The 19,563-nt window shown below is 53.5% G+C and carries 14 protein-coding genes, 1 tRNA gene and 1 pseudogene; 8 read left to right on the top strand and 8 right to left on the bottom strand.

The genetic code is table 11. The annotated features are described in order from the left end of the window. Nucleotides 1-63: 63 nt before the first annotated feature. A complete protein-coding gene (locus EHO01S_RS16385) occupies nt 64-696 on the bottom strand; it encodes an outer membrane protein (protein WP_024524963.1) in 633 nt (210 codons plus the stop codon). Between the two features lie 888 nt (nt 697-1,584). Here EHO01S_RS16385 and EHO01S_RS16380 point away from each other — a divergent pair. Together EHO01S_RS16380 and sodC are read left to right on the top strand one after the other, a co-directional pair. Further along, complete coding sequence (locus EHO01S_RS16380; RefSeq protein WP_035370839.1) at nt 1,585-2,508, top strand: methyl-accepting chemotaxis protein; 924 nt, start codon at nt 1,585-1,587, stop codon at nt 2,506-2,508. Between the two features lie 113 nt (nt 2,509-2,621). Then, nucleotides 2,622-3,149, top strand: a complete 528-nt coding sequence (sodC, locus tag EHO01S_RS16375) for a superoxide dismutase family protein (protein ID WP_024524961.1) — start codon at nt 2,622-2,624, stop codon at nt 3,147-3,149. Between the two features lie 43 nt (nt 3,150-3,192). On the opposite strand, the gene narI is transcribed toward sodC, so the two are convergent. Genes narI through EHO01S_RS16350 form a run of 5 tightly spaced genes read right to left on the bottom strand, consistent with a single transcriptional unit; the run spans nt 3,193 to nt 11,154 of the window. After that, nucleotides 3,193-3,873, bottom strand: a complete 681-nt coding sequence (gene narI / locus EHO01S_RS16370) for a respiratory nitrate reductase subunit gamma (protein ID WP_024524960.1) — start codon at nt 3,871-3,873, stop codon at nt 3,193-3,195. A gap of 10 nt (nt 3,874-3,883) precedes the next feature. After that, nucleotides 3,884-4,531: a nitrate reductase molybdenum cofactor assembly chaperone gene (narJ, locus tag EHO01S_RS16365; RefSeq protein WP_024524959.1), complete on the bottom strand. Its 648-nt coding sequence runs from the start codon at nt 4,529-4,531 to the stop codon at nt 3,884-3,886. Nucleotides 4,532-4,534: 3 nt separating this feature from the next. Then, nucleotides 4,535-6,055: a nitrate reductase subunit beta gene (gene narH / locus EHO01S_RS16360; RefSeq protein WP_024524958.1), complete on the bottom strand. Its 1,521-nt coding sequence runs from the start codon at nt 6,053-6,055 to the stop codon at nt 4,535-4,537. A gap of 26 nt (nt 6,056-6,081) precedes the next feature. Further along, nucleotides 6,082-9,753, bottom strand: a complete 3,672-nt coding sequence (locus tag EHO01S_RS16355; protein ID WP_024524957.1) for a nitrate reductase subunit alpha — start codon at nt 9,751-9,753, stop codon at nt 6,082-6,084. An 18-nt stretch (nt 9,754-9,771) separates the two neighbouring features. Then, nucleotides 9,772-11,154, bottom strand: a complete 1,383-nt coding sequence (locus tag EHO01S_RS16350) for a NarK family nitrate/nitrite MFS transporter (protein WP_024524956.1) — start codon at nt 11,152-11,154, stop codon at nt 9,772-9,774. Between the two features lie 1,155 nt (nt 11,155-12,309). Between EHO01S_RS16350 and EHO01S_RS16340 the strand changes: the two genes are divergently transcribed. From EHO01S_RS16340 to EHO01S_RS18580, 4 genes and pseudogenes are all read left to right on the top strand, one after another. Beyond that, nucleotides 12,310-13,764 (top strand): anion permease, encoded by a 1,455-nt coding sequence (locus tag EHO01S_RS16340; RefSeq protein WP_081702278.1) that lies wholly within the window; start codon nt 12,310-12,312, stop codon nt 13,762-13,764. A gap of 223 nt (nt 13,765-13,987) precedes the next feature. After that, complete coding sequence (gene murQ, locus EHO01S_RS16335; RefSeq protein ID WP_024524953.1) at nt 13,988-14,890, top strand: N-acetylmuramic acid 6-phosphate etherase; 903 nt, start codon at nt 13,988-13,990, stop codon at nt 14,888-14,890. Between the two features lies 1 nt (nt 14,891). Next, the gene (gene murP, locus EHO01S_RS16330; protein ID WP_035370836.1) at nt 14,892-16,352 is read left to right on the top strand and encodes a PTS N-acetylmuramic acid transporter subunit IIBC; all 1,461 of its coding nucleotides are present in this window, start codon (nt 14,892-14,894) and stop codon (nt 16,350-16,352) included. Nucleotides 16,353-16,848: 496 nt separating this feature from the next. Further along, nucleotides 16,849-17,126 (top strand): annotated as a pseudogene (locus tag EHO01S_RS18580) (hypothetical protein). A gap of 23 nt (nt 17,127-17,149) precedes the next feature. Here the strand turns inward: EHO01S_RS18580 and EHO01S_RS16325 are convergent. After that, nucleotides 17,150-17,593 (bottom strand): acetyltransferase, encoded by a 444-nt coding sequence (locus EHO01S_RS16325; protein WP_024524951.1) that lies wholly within the window; start codon nt 17,591-17,593, stop codon nt 17,150-17,152. Nucleotides 17,594-18,332: 739 nt separating this feature from the next. Next, nucleotides 18,333-18,408, bottom strand: a tRNA-Phe gene (locus EHO01S_RS16320). 511 nt (nt 18,409-18,919) lie between these two features. Between EHO01S_RS16320 and speFL the strand changes: the two genes are divergently transcribed. Then, nucleotides 18,920-19,024 (top strand): leader peptide SpeFL, encoded by a 105-nt coding sequence (gene speFL / locus EHO01S_RS19000; protein WP_115314596.1) that lies wholly within the window; start codon nt 18,920-18,922, stop codon nt 19,022-19,024. 305 nt (nt 19,025-19,329) lie between these two features. Continuing rightward, nucleotides 19,330-19,563 (top strand): Orn/Lys/Arg decarboxylase N-terminal domain-containing protein (locus tag EHO01S_RS17755; protein ID WP_035370842.1); only part of this gene is annotated, 234 nt, incomplete at its 3' end.

Below are 19,563 nucleotides of genomic sequence, written 5' to 3'. Positions count from 1 at the left end.
ATCAGGGAGCCGTTTTCGTTACCTTGCCACGAACGCCGCGTTCAGCAGCGGTGGGCCGGCCGATTAGAAGTAGTAGTTCACACCCAAGGTGAAGTCGTGGGTGGCCACTTTAGCCTGGGAGTTACCCGCAGTGGCTTTGCCTGCGTCCAGGTATTTGTAGCCCAGGTCCAGATCCAGACGCGGGTTGACGTTGTAGATCACCCCAGTGCCGACGCTCCAGGCGAAGTTGTTGCTGTTGCTTTGCACGTTGTCGCCGTTCAGATCATTCTTCAGGCTGACGTTAGCGTAGCCGATGCCAGCGCCGATGTATGGCGTGAAGTCGGTACCGGTCTTGATGTCGTAGTAACCATTAACCATCAGGGTTTGCAGACCCAGACGGCTGTCGTTGGTCAGACCTTGATCGTTGGTGTGGCTAGAGGTTGCATGCGCGCGGAAAGTGTAATCCAGCTCGGCGCGAACCGGCAGGTTAAACTGGTTGGCAAAGTTGTAACCCACTACCAGACCGGCGTTACCGACCCCCTTGTTGTCGTTGCTCATGCCATGGCCATTGACATCGTTCTGATTGGACAGATGCTCGGCGCTGATACCCATTTTAGCCCCGGCATAGTAGCCAGTGTTATCGATACCAGCGGCGTTAGCCAGGGTAGCGCCGGAAACCAGACCGACGAACAGAGCTAATTTAGTAAATGCTTTCATGATGGATTCCTGAATTATTAGTCTTTGCGTGACAGAGGCACTATCGAGTGACCTAGGTCACAAAAAAAGAACACGCTTGATAATGATAGCCAGCAAAGCCTAAAAACTGAAATTATTTTTATTCAATAAAATCAACAAGAAAAAATAAAATGTATCCAACGTTGAACGTTAGTTAAAAATAATACGCTTAATTTCTAGGATTATTCTAACAAGTGAGTTGACGGCTGTTTATGATTTGTTCGCGCAACCGCTTGCGTGCTGCCTGGATTAGTCGCGGAGGGTTAGTCTATTAGGCTATGAAAATAACTTTCATATAATAATATGAAATTAATCTGTATAACTTAACATCAGTATTATCGCGGCTATGTCTGGCGACTGCTTGGCGTAAGCGTTCCTCCGGACGAGAGGAGGGCGTGACTGACGGCCCGTATCGAGGGTGTAGTGGTGGGATAGCGGCGCTATTGTGTCGTGAGGGGCGCCGGCGTGGCGGCGCGGAAAAATAAAAGGGGAGACGGTATGCGCCCTTAGCGGAAAACGGAGATAGAGACGAGGGGAATTTAGGTTAGTGCAAGATATTACCGACAACATTTTAAATATGCTAACTGGAACACCTCACCGTGTCTGCCGATTGATTGACAGGGGCGCGGTCTGGCGGTTACTTATACAGCATGATTAACGGATAAATTAGTTTATTAGTCACGGCTGAAAAATATCCCGTTAGGACATGATATGTGTAAGAAAATAATAAATTTATTTACTAGCGCCGGTATAACCAAAGCGCACACGACTTCTTCCATTCGTACCGATTATCCTACCGAGCGTACCCTGTCAATTCCTACTCATCCACCTGACTCGCCAGCTGATTACGAACATACTCTGTGTCGCTGTATGCTTTCCGGCATCGACAGTATCACAACGATCCGTAATACCTTATTAAGCTCTAGTGAGCGTCTGCGGCACGAGCAACAGGTTATCGATGCGCTGAATGTCAAGAATAGCCAAGCCTACGACAGTATGCATGCATTGGAAAAACTGGTTGCTGAGATCAGTGCCAGCGCGCAACAGGAAATACAGATCAGTACGGCGCTACAAGAGACGGTGAACGAGATCAATCACAGCGTGGAGGATATTCACCGATTATCTAACCAAACAAATCTATTAGCGATTAATTCGGCGATCGAAGCGGCGCATGTCGGCGAGTTGGGGCGTGGTTTTACGGTGATTGTGAAAGAGATTAAGCAGCTGGCGAGTGAAGTGAAACAACATGCCAGCCAGATCGCCGGGTTGAGTCACGCCATCGCCGAACGCGCCGGCCAAGTTTGCGAAAGCGTAATCGGCATTCAGACGTTGATCGCCCATATCCAGCGGGAAGTGGCGCAATCGCGTCAGGCGTTAGAGCAGGTTATTGAGCGTGCCGGTTATATGCAGCAGATCATTCGTGCGATCGCCCTTCAACAGTTTCTCAATACCGTCAAGCTGGACCACATCATCTGGAAGTATCAGGTATACCGTTATCTCTTTACCCGAGATCGCCAAGCGACGATGAGTGATCACCATTCTTGCCGTCTGGGGCGCTGGTACTACGCTGGAGAAGGACGGCGGCAATTCGGCGAACATCCCACCTTTCGCGCGTTGGCGCGCCCTCATGCCGAGGTACATCGCTCCGGTCAGCAAGCGTTGGCCGCTTTTGCGGCGGATAATTTCGTGGCGATGACGGCGGCGTTGGAGCAGATGGAGTCGGCGAGTGCCGCAGTGATCGAGGGGATCGATGCGCTGATCGGTGAGACGTTGCCAAATGATGAGAGGGGGTAGATTCAGTCTGAATATTATGTAAATAGATTGATTGTTTTGTTATTAAATGATTTATTCATTGTTATCTTGCTTATGGCATGTATGGAAATATACGAGAATAAGGAGAGGATATAATGAAGAGAATCATTGGATTGACACTAGCTGGCGCGTTGTTGAGTGGTACGGCGTACGCCGCTTCGCTTAGTGTGCCGCTGAATGAAGCCACCACCATGGGCAGCGGTGCGGCGCTCGGCGAGGTCGTGATCAGCGAAACCCCCTATGGTTTACTGTTTACGCCTAAGCTCCACGATCTGGCGCCAGGGATACATGGTTTCCATGTGCATGAGAAGGCCAGTTGCCTACCCGGCAGCAAAGAGGGAAAACCGGTCGCCGCACTGATGGCCGGCGGACATTGGGACCCGGAAAAGCGCGACAAGCATTTGGGGCCATATAGTGACGCCGGACATCTGGGCGATCTGCCGGGCCTGGTGGTGAATGCGGATGGTACCGCGGACTATGCCGTTCTGGCACCGCGTCTGAAGTCATTGTCGCAACTGAAAGGACATGCGTTGATGGTACATGCGGGCGGCGATAACTATAACGACCACCCAAATGCACTTGGCGGCGGCGGTGCCCGCATGGCGTGTGGTGTGATCGAGTAAGCGTACTCATGGACGGCGCCCTCGGGCGCCGTCATCGATAGGATTAACGCAGGGTTTTCACCACCTGGCGGCGGCGCAGTACATAACCGAGCGGTAGGCTGCAAATATGCACCAGCCGGGTGAAGGGAAAGATGAGGAAGATAGTCAGTCCCAATACCATATGTACCTTGAACAACCCATTGACACCTTGCAGATAACGCGCCGGATCGGGCTGGAAGGTGACGATGCCCTGGCTCCAACTGATCAGATTTTGCAGCGTGGCGCCGGAGGGGTGCAGTAGATCGATGGGAATCGTCAACATGCCTAGAACGATCTGAATCACCAGTAGCGTCAGGATCAGCTTGTCAGAGAACGACGAAGTAGCCGCCACACGCGGGTTACATAGGCGGCGAGCCAATAGCATCAGCGCCCCGATCAATAACAGTGTGCCGAAGAAGCTGCCGGCGATCAGCTCCAGGATCTGGTGAGTCTGGTCGGAGATATAAGCCTGATACCAGGAGCGTGGCGTCAGTAGTCCGACGACGTGGCCGAAGAAGACCCCTAACATGCCGATGTGGAACAGGTTGAGGGCATAGCGGCTATAGCGGCCGTTAGCCATCAGTAGTGAGGAGCCACTCTTCCAGGTGTACTGACCGTAGTCGAAACGGTAGAGGCAGCCCAGCACAAGCACTGTGATGGCGATATAGGGATAGATATTGAATAAAAAATAGGATAGTGCGGACATACAATCCTCCTTATCGCCCCAGATTGAGATAATGCACCGTCGTTGCGTGCTCGTGCGGCAGGGCGGGCAATTCGACGCGGGCTGGCGCGTGTGCCCGCTCCCATTCGGCGTCGATATCCGGCGCCGGCGCCAGCTCCTCCCGTGTTTCCGCTTGCCGTCCGGCAAGATGCAATAACAGCAGAAACAGCGCGCCATAGCGCCCCGTCTTGGTACGCTGGTAGAGGATCTGCGCCACGTCGGCGATCTGTGTCAGGATACGGTGTCCCTCGCCGGGGGCGTGTTGATCCTGTAGGTAGGCGAACTCCAGCACCATCGGTAAGTAGTCGGGCAGTTCCCGTACCGCCGGGATCAGTGCCGCCTGCTGATAGTGCTGGAGGATGTTGACCATCGCCTGACCGCGGTTTTTGGATTCGGCCAACTGATGCTCACACAGATACAGGGCGCAGCGCCGAGTATGGTCGAATTGGGCGACGTATTCACTCTGCCGCTCTGTCAGGGGGGCGAGATAGTAGTGGTGGATGAAGTCGGCCAGTAACGCGCGATCTGCCTCGGATAACTCCGGACACTGCGTGAGCGCACACGCCAGCTCGTCACGTGCCTGCCATAGCGCCTCATCGGGGTATTCTAACAGGCGCGCCACAATTAACAGGCTTAGCATGGCTTACTCCTTACTCCGCAGGTTGATGACCAGACGATCGTCAGGGCGATAACCCGTGAGATTGGTACCCGCGACATCGTGCGGCGTGTTGAAACTAAAGCCACAACTGCCGTGTTCGATGTACTCATGGCCGCTCGCCGGTTGATGCATACCGCTGGGGATGACGAAGCGTTCATGGTAGGGTGCCAAAGCCAGTAGGCGGTACATCGCTTCGGCTTGCTCACTGCTGAGCTCCGCCTGCTGTAGCCACTGCGTGGCCTGGGGGCTGAGTAGACTACGGCGGTAGTGGCGTAGGGCGATCAGTCGCGTCAGGGCTCGCTCAACGGGCTGGCGGTCGCCGGCACACAGCAACTGAGCTAGATAGTGGATAGGAATACGCATCTGCTCCAGCTCCGCCAGCCGGATGTCGTGCGGTGGCGCTAGGGTGTGATCATCGAAACGGATCGGTGACAAGGGCGGTACATACCAGACCATCGGTAGGGTGCGAAACTCAGGATGTAACGGCAGCGCCAACTGCCACTCCTTGATCAGGCGATAGACTGGCGAACGCTGGGCATGCGCCAGAATATCGTCGCTGATCCCGTCGCGTCGGGCCTGTTCGATAATCTGCGCATCGTGCGGATCGAGGAACAGCCGCATCTGGGCTTGGTACAGATCATGCGGGTCGTCCACGGCGGCCGCGGCGGGAATGGCTTCGGCGTCGTACAGCATCACGCCGATGTAGCGGATGCGTCCGACGCAGCTTTCGGAGCACAGGGTCGGCAATCCGGCTTCGATACGCGGATAACAGAAGATGCACTTCTCCGATTTACCACTCTTCCAGTTGTAGTAGATCTTCTTATAGGGACAGGCGCTGACACACATACGCCAGCCGCGGCACTGATCTTGGTTGATCAAGACTACGCCATCCTCGGCACGTTTGTAGATGGCGCCGCTGGGGCAGGAGGCGACACAGGCCGGATTGAGGCAGTGTTCACACAAGCGCGGCAGATACATCATGAATGTCTGCTCAAATTGGGCGTACAGTTGCTTGTCCAATCCCTCCAGGTTCGGGTCGCCTTGGCGGACGTGGGCCTCACCGCCCAGATCATCCTCCCAGTTGGCGCTGCCTTCGATCTTTTCCAGGGTCTTACCGGTGAGCAGTGAGTAGGGGCGTGCCGTCGGCTGGTGGCGCGCTCCAGCTGGAGCAGTATGGAGGTGTGCATAGTCGAACGAGTAGGGTTCATAGTAGTCCGTGATCGACGGCATATGTGGATTGGCGAAGATCTTGGCCAGTAGGCTTAACTTGCCGCCCATACGCGGGGTCAGCCCGTTCGCGGTGCGTTGCCAGCCGCCATGCCACTTCGCCTGATCCTCCCAATCACGGGGAAAGCCGCGTCCCGGTTTGGTTTCGACATTGTTGAACCAGCCGTATTCGATCCCCTCACGGCTGGTCCAGACGTTCTTGCACACCACCGAACAGGTGTGACAACCGATGCACTTGTCGAGGTTTAGCACCATGGAAATCTGTGCACGAATCTTCATATTTTTCTCCCTCTTCCCGCTCGGTATCAGTCCCATTCGACCTGACTAAGCTTGCGAATAATCACCGTCTCGTCCCGGTTGGAGCCGATGGTGCCGTAATAGTTGTAGCCCCAGGACAGGTGGGCATAGCCGCCGATCATATGGATCGGGTTGGGGCAAATCCGGGTGATGGAGTTGTGGATCCCTCCGCGTTCACCGGTGACTTCGGAGAGCGGCATGTTCAGCGTACGCTCCTGCGCGTGATACATCAGCGCTAATCCGGCGGGGATGCGCTGGCTGACCACCGCTCGCGCCACCATGGCGCCGTTGGCGTTGAACAGCTCAACCCAGTCGTTATCGGCGATGCTGGCGCGTTGGGCGTCGTGCTCGCTGATCCAGATCAGCGGTCCCCCGCGGGAGAGAGTCTGCATGATCTGATTATCGGTATAGGTGGAGTGGATCCCCCATTTCTGGTGCGCGGTTCCAAAGTTCAACACCAACTCCGGTTGGCCGTTGGCACTGTGCTGGCGCACGCTGCGGCAGCTCTGGGTATCCAGCGGCGGCTTATAGCAAGGGAAGTTTTCACCGAATGCCTGCATCCAGGCGTGATCCTGGTAGGCCTGTTGACGACCGGTCAGAGTACGCCACGGCACGGCGTGAGTGATGTTCAGGCTGCCTGCGGTGTAGGCATGCTGATCGCTATCGATGCCGGACCACAGCGGGCTGGCGATCACCCGACCAGGTTGGCGCTGGATGTCGGCGAAGCGGTAATGCACGCCTTTCTTGTCCGCCGCTAGCTCGGCGATTGCCGTTTGACCGGTTTTCGCCGCCAGATCGCGCCAGGCCCGATCGGCGACTTGACCGTTGGTCTCCGGTGCCAGTGTCAGGATAGCTTCCAATGCCTGGGTGGCCTCTTGCATGTTGGCACAAGGGCCGACCCCCTCCAGATTCTCGCTACCGAGGCGGGCGCATAATGCCGCGATCTCCGCTCCAGTATCCCAATGTACCCCTTTGCCACCGTTGCCATGCGCCGCCAGCGCCGGGCCGAGGTGGGTATATTTGAAATAGGTATGCGGATAGTCACGCTCCACCACATTGATGGCCGGCGCGGTCTTCCCGGCGACGAAGGCTTGCGGATCCGCTTTCCAGTCACGGACGCCGTAGGCTTGGCCCAACTCGGCCGGCGAATCGTGCAACAGCGGCGTTAGCATCACATCGCGCTCTTTGCCCAGATGACCGGGGCAGAGGGCGGAAAACTGTTGGGCGATCCCCTTGAAGATATCCCAGTCGGCGCGAGCCTCCCACATCGGGTCGATGGCGCGAGTAAAGGGATGCACATAAGGATGCATGTCGGTACTGCTTAGGTCCTCCTTCTCATACCACGTAGCCGACGGCAGGATCACATCCGAATAGAGGCAGGTGGTCGACATGCGGAAATCGAGGGTAACCAGCAGGTCGAGTTTGCCTTCGACGCTATCGCGCCAGGTGAGCTGTTGTGGTAGGGGGAGGCCCTTCTCTTGTAGATCTTGCTCCATCACCCCATGATGGGTACCCAGCAGGTGTTTGAGAAAATACTCGTGTCCCTTACTGGAGGAGCCGAGCAGGTTGGCGCGCCAGACAAACAGGACGCGCGGATAGTTGCCCGGCGCGTCGGGATCTTCGCTGGCGATGCGTAACGTCCCCGCTTTCAGTGCCTGTTCGACCGAGGCCTTAACGTCGCCGTCTGCCGCCTCGGCGGCCAGGGTGAGCGGGTTACGATCCAACTGGGGTGAGGAGGGCAGCCAACCGAGGCGCTCGGCGATGACGTTATAGTCAATCAGACTGTGCGGGAACTGGTCGCGTTCGGCTAGCGGCGACAGCAACGTGTGGGCATCGACGTTTTCGTAGCGCCACTGGCTGGTGTGGTTATAGAAGAAGGAGGTCCCGTTCATCAGACGGGCCGGGCTTTGCCAGTCGCCACCTAGGGCGATCGGGGCCCAGCCGGCCAGGGGCCGCAGCTTCTCTTGACCGACATAGTGTGCCCAGCCGCCACCGTTGACACCGATGGTGCCGCACATCATCAGCACGTTGATGATGCTACGGTAGGTCATATCACTATGGAACCAGTGGTTGATCCCGGCACCGACGATGATCAGGGAGCGGCCATGGGTCAGGCGGGCGTTGTTGGCGAACTCTTGTGCCAGGCGGGTGATCTGCTGGCGCGGCACGCCGGTGATGGCTTCAGCCCAGGCTGGGGAGCAGGGGGCATCCTCTGCGGGAGCGCTGCCGTCGGCCGGTCGTAGACCGTAATGGGCCAACATCAAGTCGAAGACCGTAGCAACGGGAAGACGCTTCCCTTCGGCATTGATGATCCAGTGTACTGGGACGCGTCCTAAGGTATAGGCTTTCTGATCGGCCGGAGCGCTGAAATCGGGCTGCACGATACAGACCTCGCCTTCGCCCAGTTCGGCGAGGCTGAGCAAGGGGTCGATCGGCGCCCCGCTGAGCGCATCCTGCTGGATGGTGTTCCACTGTCCGCTGCGATCCCAACGAAAGCCCGCCGAGCCGCGCGGCAACACGATTTGGCGTGAGCCTTGATCCAGCGCGAGGGTTTTCCATTGGGCTAAGGGTTGCTCGGCCCACTGCGCCAGATCCGCGGCTCGCAGGTAGCGTCCCGAGCGGTAGCTATTCTCCCGTTGAGTACAAGGAGTGAGCAGCACCAGTGTCGGGAAGTCGGTGAAGCGTTTGGCGTAGTTGATGAAGTAGTCACAGGGTTGCTGTAGATAGAACTGCTGTAGGATCACCTGTCCCAGCGCCAGGGCCAAGGCAGCATCGCTCCCGGCGCGTGGTGCCAGCCATTCGTCGGCAAACTTGCAGTTCTCTGCGTAGTCGGCACTGACGGCGACCACCTTGGTACCGTTGTAACGCGCCTCGGTCATAAAGTGAGCGTCTGGCGTACGGGTTTGCGGGACGTTGGAGCCCCACATCACCAGATATTGGGCGTTATACCAGTCGGCGGACTCTGGTACGTCGGTCTGTTCCCCCCAGGTCTGTGGCGAGGAGGGCGGCAGATCGCAGTACCAGTCGTAGAAGCTTAAGCAGGTACCACCGATCAGCGACAGGTAACGAGAGCCTGAAGCAAACGACAACATGGCATGCGCCGGGATCGGCGAAAAGCCAGCGACCCGGTCGGGACCGAAACGCTTGATGGTGGCGATGTTGGCCGCTGCGATCAGCTCGTTGGCCTCTTGCCAAGAGACACGCACCAGTCCCCCCATTCCGCGTTCACGTTTGTAGCGTTGCCCCAGTGCGGGATCGTCCAGAATGGCTTGCCAGGCATCGACCGCATCCGGGTGCTGCGCCCGTAGCTCACGCCACAGATCGCGTAGGGCCTGACGCATCAGTGGGTACTTAATCCGGTTGGCGCTGTAAATGTACCAGGAATAGCTGGCTCCGCGCGGGCAGCCACGCGGTTCATGGTTAGGCAGATCGATGGGGGTTTCCGGGTAATCGGTATATTGCGTCTCCCAGGTGATCAGCCCGCTTTTGACGTAGATTTTCCAGCTACAGGAGCCGGTACAGTTGACGCCGTGCGTGGAGCGTACCACCTTATCGTACTGCCAGCGGCTGCGGTAACTCTGCTCCCAGGCCGAGTCATCCCGCATATACAGCTCGTGGGCGTTGGCCGCGATGGGTTTCCCGGCGGTGAAATAGCGGATCTTTTTTAGCAAGGTGCTCATGTCAGTTCCCCCGGGCGATTAATGATGCCGTCCATAGGCGAGCCAGGTGACGATCATGCATAGCAGGTAAAATACGCCGAAGCAGATCAGCGGCAGCAGGACTGAATGCGTCAGGCTGATGGCACTACCGAAGGCTTTGGGAATAATAAAGCCGCCGAAGGCACCGATCGCCGAGGTGAAGCCGAGCGCGGCTGAGCTCATCACGTCGGCATACTGGTCGATTCGTTTACCTTGCATGCCCTGTTGTTGCGCTTCTTGCGCCGACTTCTGGTGGAAGATCTGGGAAATCAGCTGGAAGCTGGAGCCGCTGCCGAGGTTGGTGAAGATAAACAACCCCATGAACACGATGTAGAACAGGATGAAGGAGCCGCCGCCGTTTTCACCCGGTAAGGTCGGGACGATCAACAGGCTGAAGATGATCATAAACAGAAATGCGACCTGGGTGATGCGATAGCCACTGAACTTATCGGAGAGCTTACCGCCGATCGGGCGAGCGATCGCCCCCAGCAATGGTCCGACGAAGGCATAGTCGATGATGTTGATCTCGGGAAACTGGGTCTTGGTCAGCAGGGCGAAACCGGCAGAGAAGCCGACAAAGGAGCCGAAGGTAGCCAGGTAAATCAGGCTGGTGATCCAAGTGTCCTTTTTCCCCAGGATCACGAATTGCGAAGAGAGCGAGGAGTGCATTCCTGCGATGTCATTCATCATAAACCAGGAGGCCAGGCAGCCGACAATGATGAACGGGATCCAGAGGAAAGCCGCGTTTTGTAGCCAAATCGCCGTGCTGTGGTCGACCTGCTGTGGGGCGCCGCCGAGGCTGCCGAACAAGCTGAAGCCGATGACCAACGGGACACACAACTGGACTACCCCGATGCCGCCATCACCTAACCCGCCGTTAATCCCCAGTCCATAACCTTGTAGGCGTTTGGGGAAGAAGAAGCTGATATTCGCCATACTGGAGGCGAAGTTACCACCGCCGATGCCGCAGAGAATGGCGATACAGGCGAAGGAGTAGAAGGAGGTATGCGGGTCCTGAATGGCGAGGCCTAGCCAGACGCTTGGGATCAGCAGCAACACGGTACTGAGTGTAGTCCAGCGTCGTCCGCCGAAGATGGGGACGACGAAGGAGAAAGGAATACGCAGGATAGCACCGGAGATAGAGGGTAAGGCAGCCAGCCAGAAGAGTTGGTTGGTGGTGAAGTTAAATCCGATGTGGTTGAGCTTAATCACGACGGAGCTGAATACCATCCAGATACAGAATGCTAACACTAGGCAGTATACCGATACCCAGAGGTTGCGCTTGGCGATGCCGCTACCGGTCGTTTTCCAGAAGTTTTCGTCTTCGGGGTCCCAGTTTTGTAACACTCGTGAGTTTTTTGGGTCTAATGCTTGATTACTCATATCGACGCCTTTTTATATATCGATGATACATTTTGTCTGCGAAGCCACATAACCAACGGTGAGCTGAGAGTATAGTGCTCGCCACCAATCAATGTTATCAGTTTGTTAGTTGCTGACTTTTCCTTTTTACAATATCGCTTTATTTCGCTAATTACAAAACATTGCCAATTTAGTAAATAGTATAAATAACGAAATTAGCCAGTAATGGCCGTGGTTATTTTTTGGTTTTGTCATTCTGGATGTACTCTTCGGGTATGGCGAGATTTTTCAGTGAGTAGCTAACATAGTGATATTCTTATAAGAATATTCATGTGCGATATTAAATAAAGATGGCGCTTTCTTTATTGTTGGCTGATAGTGATATTTTTTTCTGAACGTGGCAGGATTTCTTTCCGCATCAATGGATCAAGATGTAGCGGCTCCAGAATTGGTAAAGAGGATAAAAATGCAAACCATCCTCAATATTTTGGCTGAGGAGAGTGGGTGGAGGTTGTGGCGATATCATCTCAGTAACATCTGATATGCGAAGAAAAACGGCGATGTTCACCGTTGGTGAGGCGAGTTCGGTGCTCACGGCGTTACGCGGCATAGCCTCATGCTTGGTGTGGAATATAGCTATTTCACCAAGGATAAAGCGATACAGAGATAGCGATTTACTTACAAATGTTTTCTGACTGTCATTATACTCAAGGGTAATGTAATAAATTAGAAATAGCCTCACACTATTTCTCTCGTTGATACACCTGAAGTCTTGTTGAAATAAGTATCAATGCTGGGGGGAGACATATCCCATATTATTCTTGAATAGTCTTGTCATCTATTATGCCCGGTGCACTTAACGCGCTGTATGATTTTTATTTGCTAGCAAGATGGCTTATTTGTCGACGGTGCTATGGCGTGTTCCCTTCGATGTAATACGATGCCGCGGACTGGCGCCATCTGATAAGTGAGATGCTTCTGATTCAGAGTAATAGTGAAATTGCTGGCCATCTTATCGCACTCATCATGCTATTTATCAGGCATAGCACGAACGCGACAGCCATGCGTATTAAGGCTGATAGGCAACTGTCGCGACCGGTGATAATAACGGTCTTGGTATCATCTTCTTCATCATTAGCTTAATGATGTTGTTTATTCTTTTCGCTGAGGTTTAGTATGAAAAAAGGTTATTTGTTATTGATACCTTTTGTGGTAGGGGCGGTGTTAGCTTGTCTCCCCGCCCCGGCGGGGCTGAGCCATCATGCCTGGCTCTATTTCGCGATTTTTATCGGTTCGATCGTTGGCTTGATCCTGGAGCCATTGCCCGGAGCGGTGATTGGCTTAATGGCTGTGGTGATCATCGCGGGATTGGGCCGCTGGGTGTTGTTCTCTCCGGAGCAACTGACAGCGGCCCACTTCCATGCGACTTCGGCAGCCTTTAAGTGGGCGGTTTCCGGATTCTCAAACTCCACGGTATGGTTAATCTTCAGTGCCTTCATGTTCGCGTTAGGTTATGAGAAGACCGGCCTGGGGCGGCGCATCTCTCTGATGTTGGTCAAGTCGCTTGGTCGCCGTTCGCTGACGCTGGGTTATGCCATCGCCATCGCCGATCTGGTGCTGGCCCCCTTTACTCCGTCGAATACGGCGCGTAGTGCCGGGACCATCTATCCGGTGATCAGCAACCTTCCTCCGTTATATGACTCTAAGCCGAACGATCCCAGCGCGCGACGCATCGGCTCCTACTTGATGTGGGTCTCTATCTCGATCACCTGTGTGACCAGCTCGATGTTCCTTTCCGCGTTGGCGCCGAACTTGTTATCCAGTGCGCTGATCAATCAGATGACGGGCCTGCAAATCTCATGGGGCAGTTGGTTTATCGCCTTCTTACCGTGCGGCATCGTATTGTGGCTGCTGACACCGCTGCTGGGTTACTGGCTGTATACGCCGGAGGTGAAGGTCAATGATGATGTCCCCAAATGGGCGAAACAGGAGTTGGCGAATCTGGGTGGCTTGTCACAGCGTGAGAAGCTGTTGCTGGTATTCGTCATCTTAGCCCTGCTGCTATGGGTATTCGGCTCCGGCTTTATCAACTCTGCCATCGCCGCGTTGTTGGTCATCGCGCTGATGCTGGTCAGTAATGTGATCACCTGGGACGACGTGATCGGCAATAAGGCCGCCTGGAACACCCTATTTTGGTTTGGCACCTTGGTCTCCTTGGCCTCCGGTCTCTCCGCAGTCGGCTTTGTCCACTGGTTCGGGTTGTTGATCTCCCAGTACCTGAATGGTATGTCGGTCGACGTGGCCTGCGTCTCGCTGTTGCTGTGTTTCTATCTGTTGCACTATTTCTTCGCCAGCACCACGGCCCATGCCACCGCATTGGTTCCGGTGATGATCGCGGCGGCGATGGATATCCATGGTATCAACATGATGGCCTTCTCCCTGGCGATGTCCTTGTCATTGGGGATCATGGGAATTATCACGCCCTACGGTACCGGCCCCAGCCCGATTTATTTTGGCAGTGGTTATCTGCCTTCGAAAGACTTCTGGCGTTTGGGCGCGATCTTTGGTCTGGTCAACCTGCTGGCTTACCTGTTTATCTGTTTACCGTGGATTAACTATCTCTACCGTTGAGTCAGTGCGCATCTGCTTAGCTTCACTATGGACGGCCTCCCCCACAGGGAGACCGTCCAACGCGGTAATGAAAAAACCATTAATGCATTGAATGTAAATTGTTTTTTATTATCCCGCCGTCGTGTCGTCATATCTCGTTTGGCATAATTTTTCGTGATTGCTCGCGCCGTTAAGGAATAAGATATTCCATATCCTAACGCGATGACGGATTTCTACGGGGACGATGAAGATGAATTTAAACCAGATGGTGACAGAGAGCCGTAATCCGGCCAGCGCGGCGATCGATACCCTCTCCACCTTGGCGATGCTCCGGGTGATCAATGTGGAGGATCAACGGGTCGCCTTGGCGGTCGAGGCCACCTTGCCACAGGTTGCACAACTGGTGGATAAGGTGGTCGAGGCGTTTGCTCTGGGTGGGCGTCTGATCTACTGCGGTGCGGGAACTTCGGGGCGTCTTGGTATCTTAGATGCCAGTGAGTGTCCGCCAACCTATGGGACGCCACCCCAGCAGGTGGTGGGATTGATCGCGGGAGGCCCCCCGGCGATCCTCGCTGCGGTGGAGAATGCCGAAGATGATCGTGGGCAGGGGGAGCGGGATCTGCGCGATCTGCACTTCACGGCTAAGGATGTTCTGGTGGGTATTGCGGCCAGCGGACGCACGCCCTATGTGCTAGGCGCCATGGCTTACGCGAAACAACAAGGCGCGACGGTGGCGGCGCTTGTCTGTAATCCCGGTAGTGAGATGAGTCGGGCGGCAGATATCGCCATCGAGCCGCTCGTCGGGGCGGAGGTGATCACCGGTTCTTCACGGATGAAGGCGGGAACCGCACAGAAGCTGGTGCTCAACATGATCACCACCGGGGCGATGATCCGTAGCGGCAAGGTGTACGGCAACTTGATGGTGGATGTCGCGGCGACTAACGCCAAGCTGCTGCAACGCCAGGTGAACATTGTGATGGCGGCGACGGAGTGTGATGCGCATCAGGCTGAAGCGGCGCTGAATGCCTGCCATCGTCACTGTAAGACCGCCATTCTGATGCTATTGAGCGGCGTATCGGCCGAAGAAGCCAGCGCGATGTTGGCGCAGCATCACGGATTTATCCGTCACGCCTTACCGAGGACGTAATATGAAGAACCAGGCCTCGATGCCGGCCGCGATGATGGCGCAGATCTTACGTCTAAGTGGTGGTCGCGATAATATCCTTCAGTGCGCTAACTGCATGACGCGGCTCCGGCTCACCCTCAAGGCTCGCGATCGGATCCAACTGGCGGCGTTAGAACGGGTTCCTGGGGTGCTGGGCGTGGTGCATGGCGACGATCAGCTACAAATCATCCTAGGACCGGGTAAGGCGCAAACGGCGAGCGAGATGATGAATGCTTTGCTCCAGGCCACGAGTGAAGCGCAGCCACCTGCGGCGGAGACGCCGGATTTGCAGACCCTCGCCAGCCAGAATAAACGCCAGAGAAAGGCTCGCCAGCATAGCGCGATACATAACTTTCTCACTAAGTTCGCGACGATTTTCACCCCGTTGATCCCGGGCTTCATCGCTGCCGGCCTCTTGCTGGGTACCGCGACCTTGTTGCAACAGACCTGGCAGGTTGAGGGGCAACCTCCGATCGCGTGGTTGACCGCTCTGATTGCCTACCTGAAGGTCTTTAGCGTCGGTCTGTTTACCTTTCTCAGTATTTTGATCGGGTTTAACACCCAAAAGGCTTTTGGTGGCAGCGGTGTAAACGGCGCGATCATCGCTTCGCTCTTTCTTTTGCGTTATACCCCAGAGGGACATGTTGGCTACTACGCTGGCATGGAAACCTTCTTTAATCTGACCATCGATCCGCGCGGAAATATCATCGGGGTGCTATTAGCCTGCATGTTGGGGGCATGGATCGAGCGTCAGGTCCGCCGTGTCATTCCGGATAATCTGGATATGATTCTGACGTCGGCTATCACGCTGTTGCTCAGCGGAGCGATCACCTATGTGGTCATCATGCCGGTTGGGGGCGTGCTATTTAAAGGTATGTCCTGGCTGTTTTTGCACCTCAATGGTAATCCACTGGGAACGGCGTTACTGGCCGGGTTGTTTCTGATCGCCGTGGTCTTCGGTATTCATCAAGGCTTTGTTCCGGTCTATTTTGCGCTGATGGATGCCCAGGGATTTAATGCGCTGTTTCCTATCCTCGCGATGGCTGGGGCAGGGCAGGTCGGGGCCGCATTGGCGCTGTTTTGCCGCGCAGGGAAAGGATCGCGGCTGCGTAACCAAATTAAAGGTGCTCTCTTTCCCGGCGTGCTGGGTATTGGCGAGCCGCTGATCTATGGCGTTACATTGCCGCGCATCAAGCCATTCGTGACAGCCTGTTTCGGCGGCGCGGTAGGGGGCTTCTTTATCGGTTTGGTAGCTTGGCTGGGGTTACCGGTTGGTCTGAATACGGTATTCGGTCCATCCGGCCTGGTCGCCATTCCTTTGATGACCTCCCGACAAGGGATTTTCGCCGGTATGGCGGTTTATGTCGTTGGGATACTACTCTCTTATCTCGCCGGCTTTATCATTACCTGGTTTTTTGGCTGTAAAGATGTTGATTTAGCGTGAGCTGGCGCGCCACCACGCATGGCGTGGGGGCCTCCTCAGGTTAGTGCTGTGGCACGGTGATGGCGTATGATGGAAGATGGTTTCATCCTGTATTGAGGCTCTTACGGTATGATGGGATATCCCCGTGCTCTAGCTATCACCCGATTGCCTATACCCCGTTTGTACAGGATTTTAACCGTTACAACTGTATAAAAAGCAATCACAGACTCTCCCGGATCAGCCGAGCAGATTAACCCCTGAATCTGATTTCAGGTATCGGATAGGGGGGTACTTTCACACGGTTGGTAACAAGGAGCGTATTCGCCTACGGTTTGGGGGGGCATCCATAGAGCTGCAATGGCAATCGTTACGGTTGCCAAGCCTTACGCTAGGGTTATAGGTAGGTCTAAGCGATAATCGAATTTTTCGAAAACCTGAATATTTAGACTTATAAGATCAGCTATTTTAGCTCAATTCATGTAATGGCATAATCAGACGGGCGAAAGTAAGAGTGGAAATGGATAAAAAATCTAAAAATCAGATAGTAGATAGCGACATTGCACGTTTATTACTTAACCATAGAAAGGCTCGCAACTTGACTGTAACAGCGCTTGCCCAACGCTCGGGCGTCAGTCCAGTTGAGCGGGAGACTTGATTTTCAGGTCAATCATCAGCCCCATCGTTTACAAGCCGGTGACTGTCTTGCCCTTACCTTTGCAAGCCAGTATCAAATGAGTAATCGCAGATAGCGAACAGAGCTATTCTTACATCGTCGCTTTTAGTCAAAAAAATTAATGATATTGCCTTTACTAAAGGGGTTACATCACATGAGCTTTGCTTAAGTGTAATAGGGGGTAGGGTCTTCCCTGATTGTCCCGTTCGGAACGACCCGAAAGCTGAAAGCCCATATGCTGATAAAACCCTACAGCTTGCTGATTTTGTTCATTTACATCGACGCTTAAATCAGGATGCAGAGCCAGTGCATGTGAGATCAACCGTTTTCCGACGCCAAGTCCGCGAGCAGAAGCATCGACAAAAAGTGCTTCCAGGTGGCCCTCATGCAAAAACATGAATCCGAGCGCTTGGTCTTCCTGATTTGCTGCTACCAGTACAGGGGTTTCTGAAAAAAAGCTGACAACTTCTTTTTCGATCTCTTGTCGGTCGTGGGCTATCAGAAAATCGTGCGTAGCATCTACAGAATTTTTCCAAATTTGGATGATTTCTGACGCCTCAGATGGACGTGACATTCTAATTTTTAACATTTCTCTACCTTAACGTGGTCATTATTTTGTGTATTTACATACAAAATGAGCCCACTTAAATTTATTATAGTAAATTTAAATTTACAATAGTGATTCATTTCCATACCAGATCATTTTGATAAGAAGTACTAACACCCTGGTTAGTCTGATCCGCTTCATCATCATCTGCGACAATGCTCCTGGGCTTTTCAAAGCGAACTTCCGCTTCTCGCTCAGAGCGGGCAATCAGCTTTAACAGTCCAATGCGTTTAGCTTAATTAGTATCACTCTTGATAAATTATTTTATGATGGCGTGGAGGATGGAGGATTCTGGTAATGGTAAGAATCATAAAGAAAAAATAGAATTATTACCGGGGAGGAGCGGTAGGCCTCCCCGCTTGATCAGAGGAGTGGGTGGGTTCAGTTTTTCCCCGGATCTGAAAGGGCATTCCCTACGACCTCCCTGGGGAAGTCATAAATAACTTATTGTTAAATAATGATAAATCTATCCCCCATTTTCCTCGTGTTTTCTGCGTTATGATGAATATTCTAAGAGAAGGAAATCGTAGAGGATCGTAGAAAGAGCGTAGCTGTGAGGTAAGGAAAAGGCACATCAGAGAGTGTTAATGTGTCTAAAAGTAACGAACATTTGCGAAAATGGCGAGAAATCCAGCAAACAAATAACGTGTTGCAACGACCAAAAATCCACCGTAACCGGAAAAGCAAAAACCCCGCCATCAGGCAGGGTTTTCAGAATAAGTGGTGCCCGGACTCGGAATCGAACCAAGGACACGGGGATTTTCAATCCCCTGCTCTACCGACTGAGCTATCCGGGCAACGAGGCGCATTAAACCCGATTCTAGCCTCGGCGTCAACGTTATTTCCCACCGCGCTGTGCGAGTGCCTATTTATTGTGCTGGCGATCGCGGCTCAAGGGGATGGCCTGCACAGGCCGCGTCGACGCTGGTTGGCGGTATAATGCATATTTCTACGATCGCTATCACAGAATAGAGTTGTTGTAAAAATAGTTATCATGAATATTTATTCATAATAAATACTTTTATTGTCAATAATGCCAATGTTGGCTTTCTGTGCTGTTTTTGTTGCTCAGCGGTAGCGTTTGACCGATTTTTACGGTGTTATGCGTCGTACATGGTACGTGGCTATGTTGTAAAACAGATCTATTCTCTGTTTTTTGGTTATTTTAAGGTGAATTTATATGCAATAATGCTTGTTTTTTAGATCGATATATCGCCAAATTGGCGATATGTTAGTGATGTGTGTCACAGTAGTCCACGGGCAGTTGGTTACAATGGAGTCGGTTTCCAGGTAAAAGGGGAAATTAAAATGGAAAATAACAATCGATTTTGGCCACATATCCGGCGGGTGACGCATATTATGATGATGGCGCACCGCAGTTGCTTTGATTTTCATCTGTTCAATATCAGATAATTCTCCTCATGTCATGACATCCGTTGTCGCGGAGTGTCATGTTTCTTCTTCCGTTGCTGTATTTCCGTGTATTAGACGCGAAGTACTCATGCGGACAGTCCTTTATTGACGCACCTCGATAAACGCTTGTCGTCACGGTAGCTTTGGGCTGCCTGGTATGGCTTATTCCATTAGCATCAATGATTTATATTTATAAATCATTGTGGGTAAGTCTTGCCGTGAGAAAGTGCTGTGGGTTATGGGTTTAATTAAATTTAAACCCAAGGGATTATTTTGCGTGAAATAAATATATAAGAGTGGGTTATATGAATAGTTTGAAAATTGCAGTAAGCCTAAATATCAGGACATATTTTAATACCTCACGTATGACAGTCGCTATTGCGGAGAGCGACCTTACCGACGTCGCCGCTGTGGTGCTATCGGTCGCGGATGTGCTGGATGGTGCACTGGATAAGGTTGAGCAGAGCGCTTTTGGCCTGCCCGTCTTTGTCGCTGAAGCGGGCGACTCGCGTCTGCCGCCCGAGTATCTGCCGCGTTTG

The sequence above is a fragment of the Edwardsiella hoshinae NBRC 105699 = ATCC 33379 genome (genome assembly GCF_000474215.1).
Lineage (GTDB): Bacteria > Pseudomonadota > Gammaproteobacteria > Enterobacterales > Enterobacteriaceae > Edwardsiella > Edwardsiella hoshinae.
This window is presented reverse-complemented; position numbering and strand designations above follow the sequence as displayed.

Coding starts and splice junctions, on each gene's coding strand:
- EHO01S_RS16385 (WP_024524963.1), bottom strand. CDS start 696: ATGAAAGCATTTACTAAATTAGCTCTGTTCGTCGGTCTGGTTTCCGGC.
- EHO01S_RS16380 (WP_035370839.1), top strand. CDS start 1,585: ATGCTTTCCGGCATCGACAGTATCACAACGATCCGTAATACCTTATTA.
- sodC (WP_024524961.1), top strand. CDS start 2,622: ATGAAGAGAATCATTGGATTGACACTAGCTGGCGCGTTGTTGAGTGGT.
- narI (WP_024524960.1), bottom strand. CDS start 3,873: ATGTCCGCACTATCCTATTTTTTATTCAATATCTATCCCTATATCGCC.
- narJ (WP_024524959.1), bottom strand. CDS start 4,531: ATGCTAAGCCTGTTAATTGTGGCGCGCCTGTTAGAATACCCCGATGAG.
- narH (WP_024524958.1), bottom strand. CDS start 6,055: ATGAAGATTCGTGCACAGATTTCCATGGTGCTAAACCTCGACAAGTGC.
- EHO01S_RS16355 (WP_024524957.1), bottom strand. CDS start 9,753: ATGAGCACCTTGCTAAAAAAGATCCGCTATTTCACCGCCGGGAAACCC.
- EHO01S_RS16350 (WP_024524956.1), bottom strand. CDS start 11,154: ATGAGTAATCAAGCATTAGACCCAAAAAACTCACGAGTGTTACAAAAC.
- EHO01S_RS16340 (WP_081702278.1), top strand. CDS start 12,310: ATGAAAAAAGGTTATTTGTTATTGATACCTTTTGTGGTAGGGGCGGTG.
- murQ (WP_024524953.1), top strand. CDS start 13,988: ATGAAGATGAATTTAAACCAGATGGTGACAGAGAGCCGTAATCCGGCC.
- murP (WP_035370836.1), top strand. CDS start 14,892: ATGAAGAACCAGGCCTCGATGCCGGCCGCGATGATGGCGCAGATCTTA.
- EHO01S_RS16325 (WP_024524951.1), bottom strand. CDS start 17,593: ATGTTAAAAATTAGAATGTCACGTCCATCTGAGGCGTCAGAAATCATC.
- speFL (WP_115314596.1), top strand. CDS start 18,920: ATGGAAAATAACAATCGATTTTGGCCACATATCCGGCGGGTGACGCAT.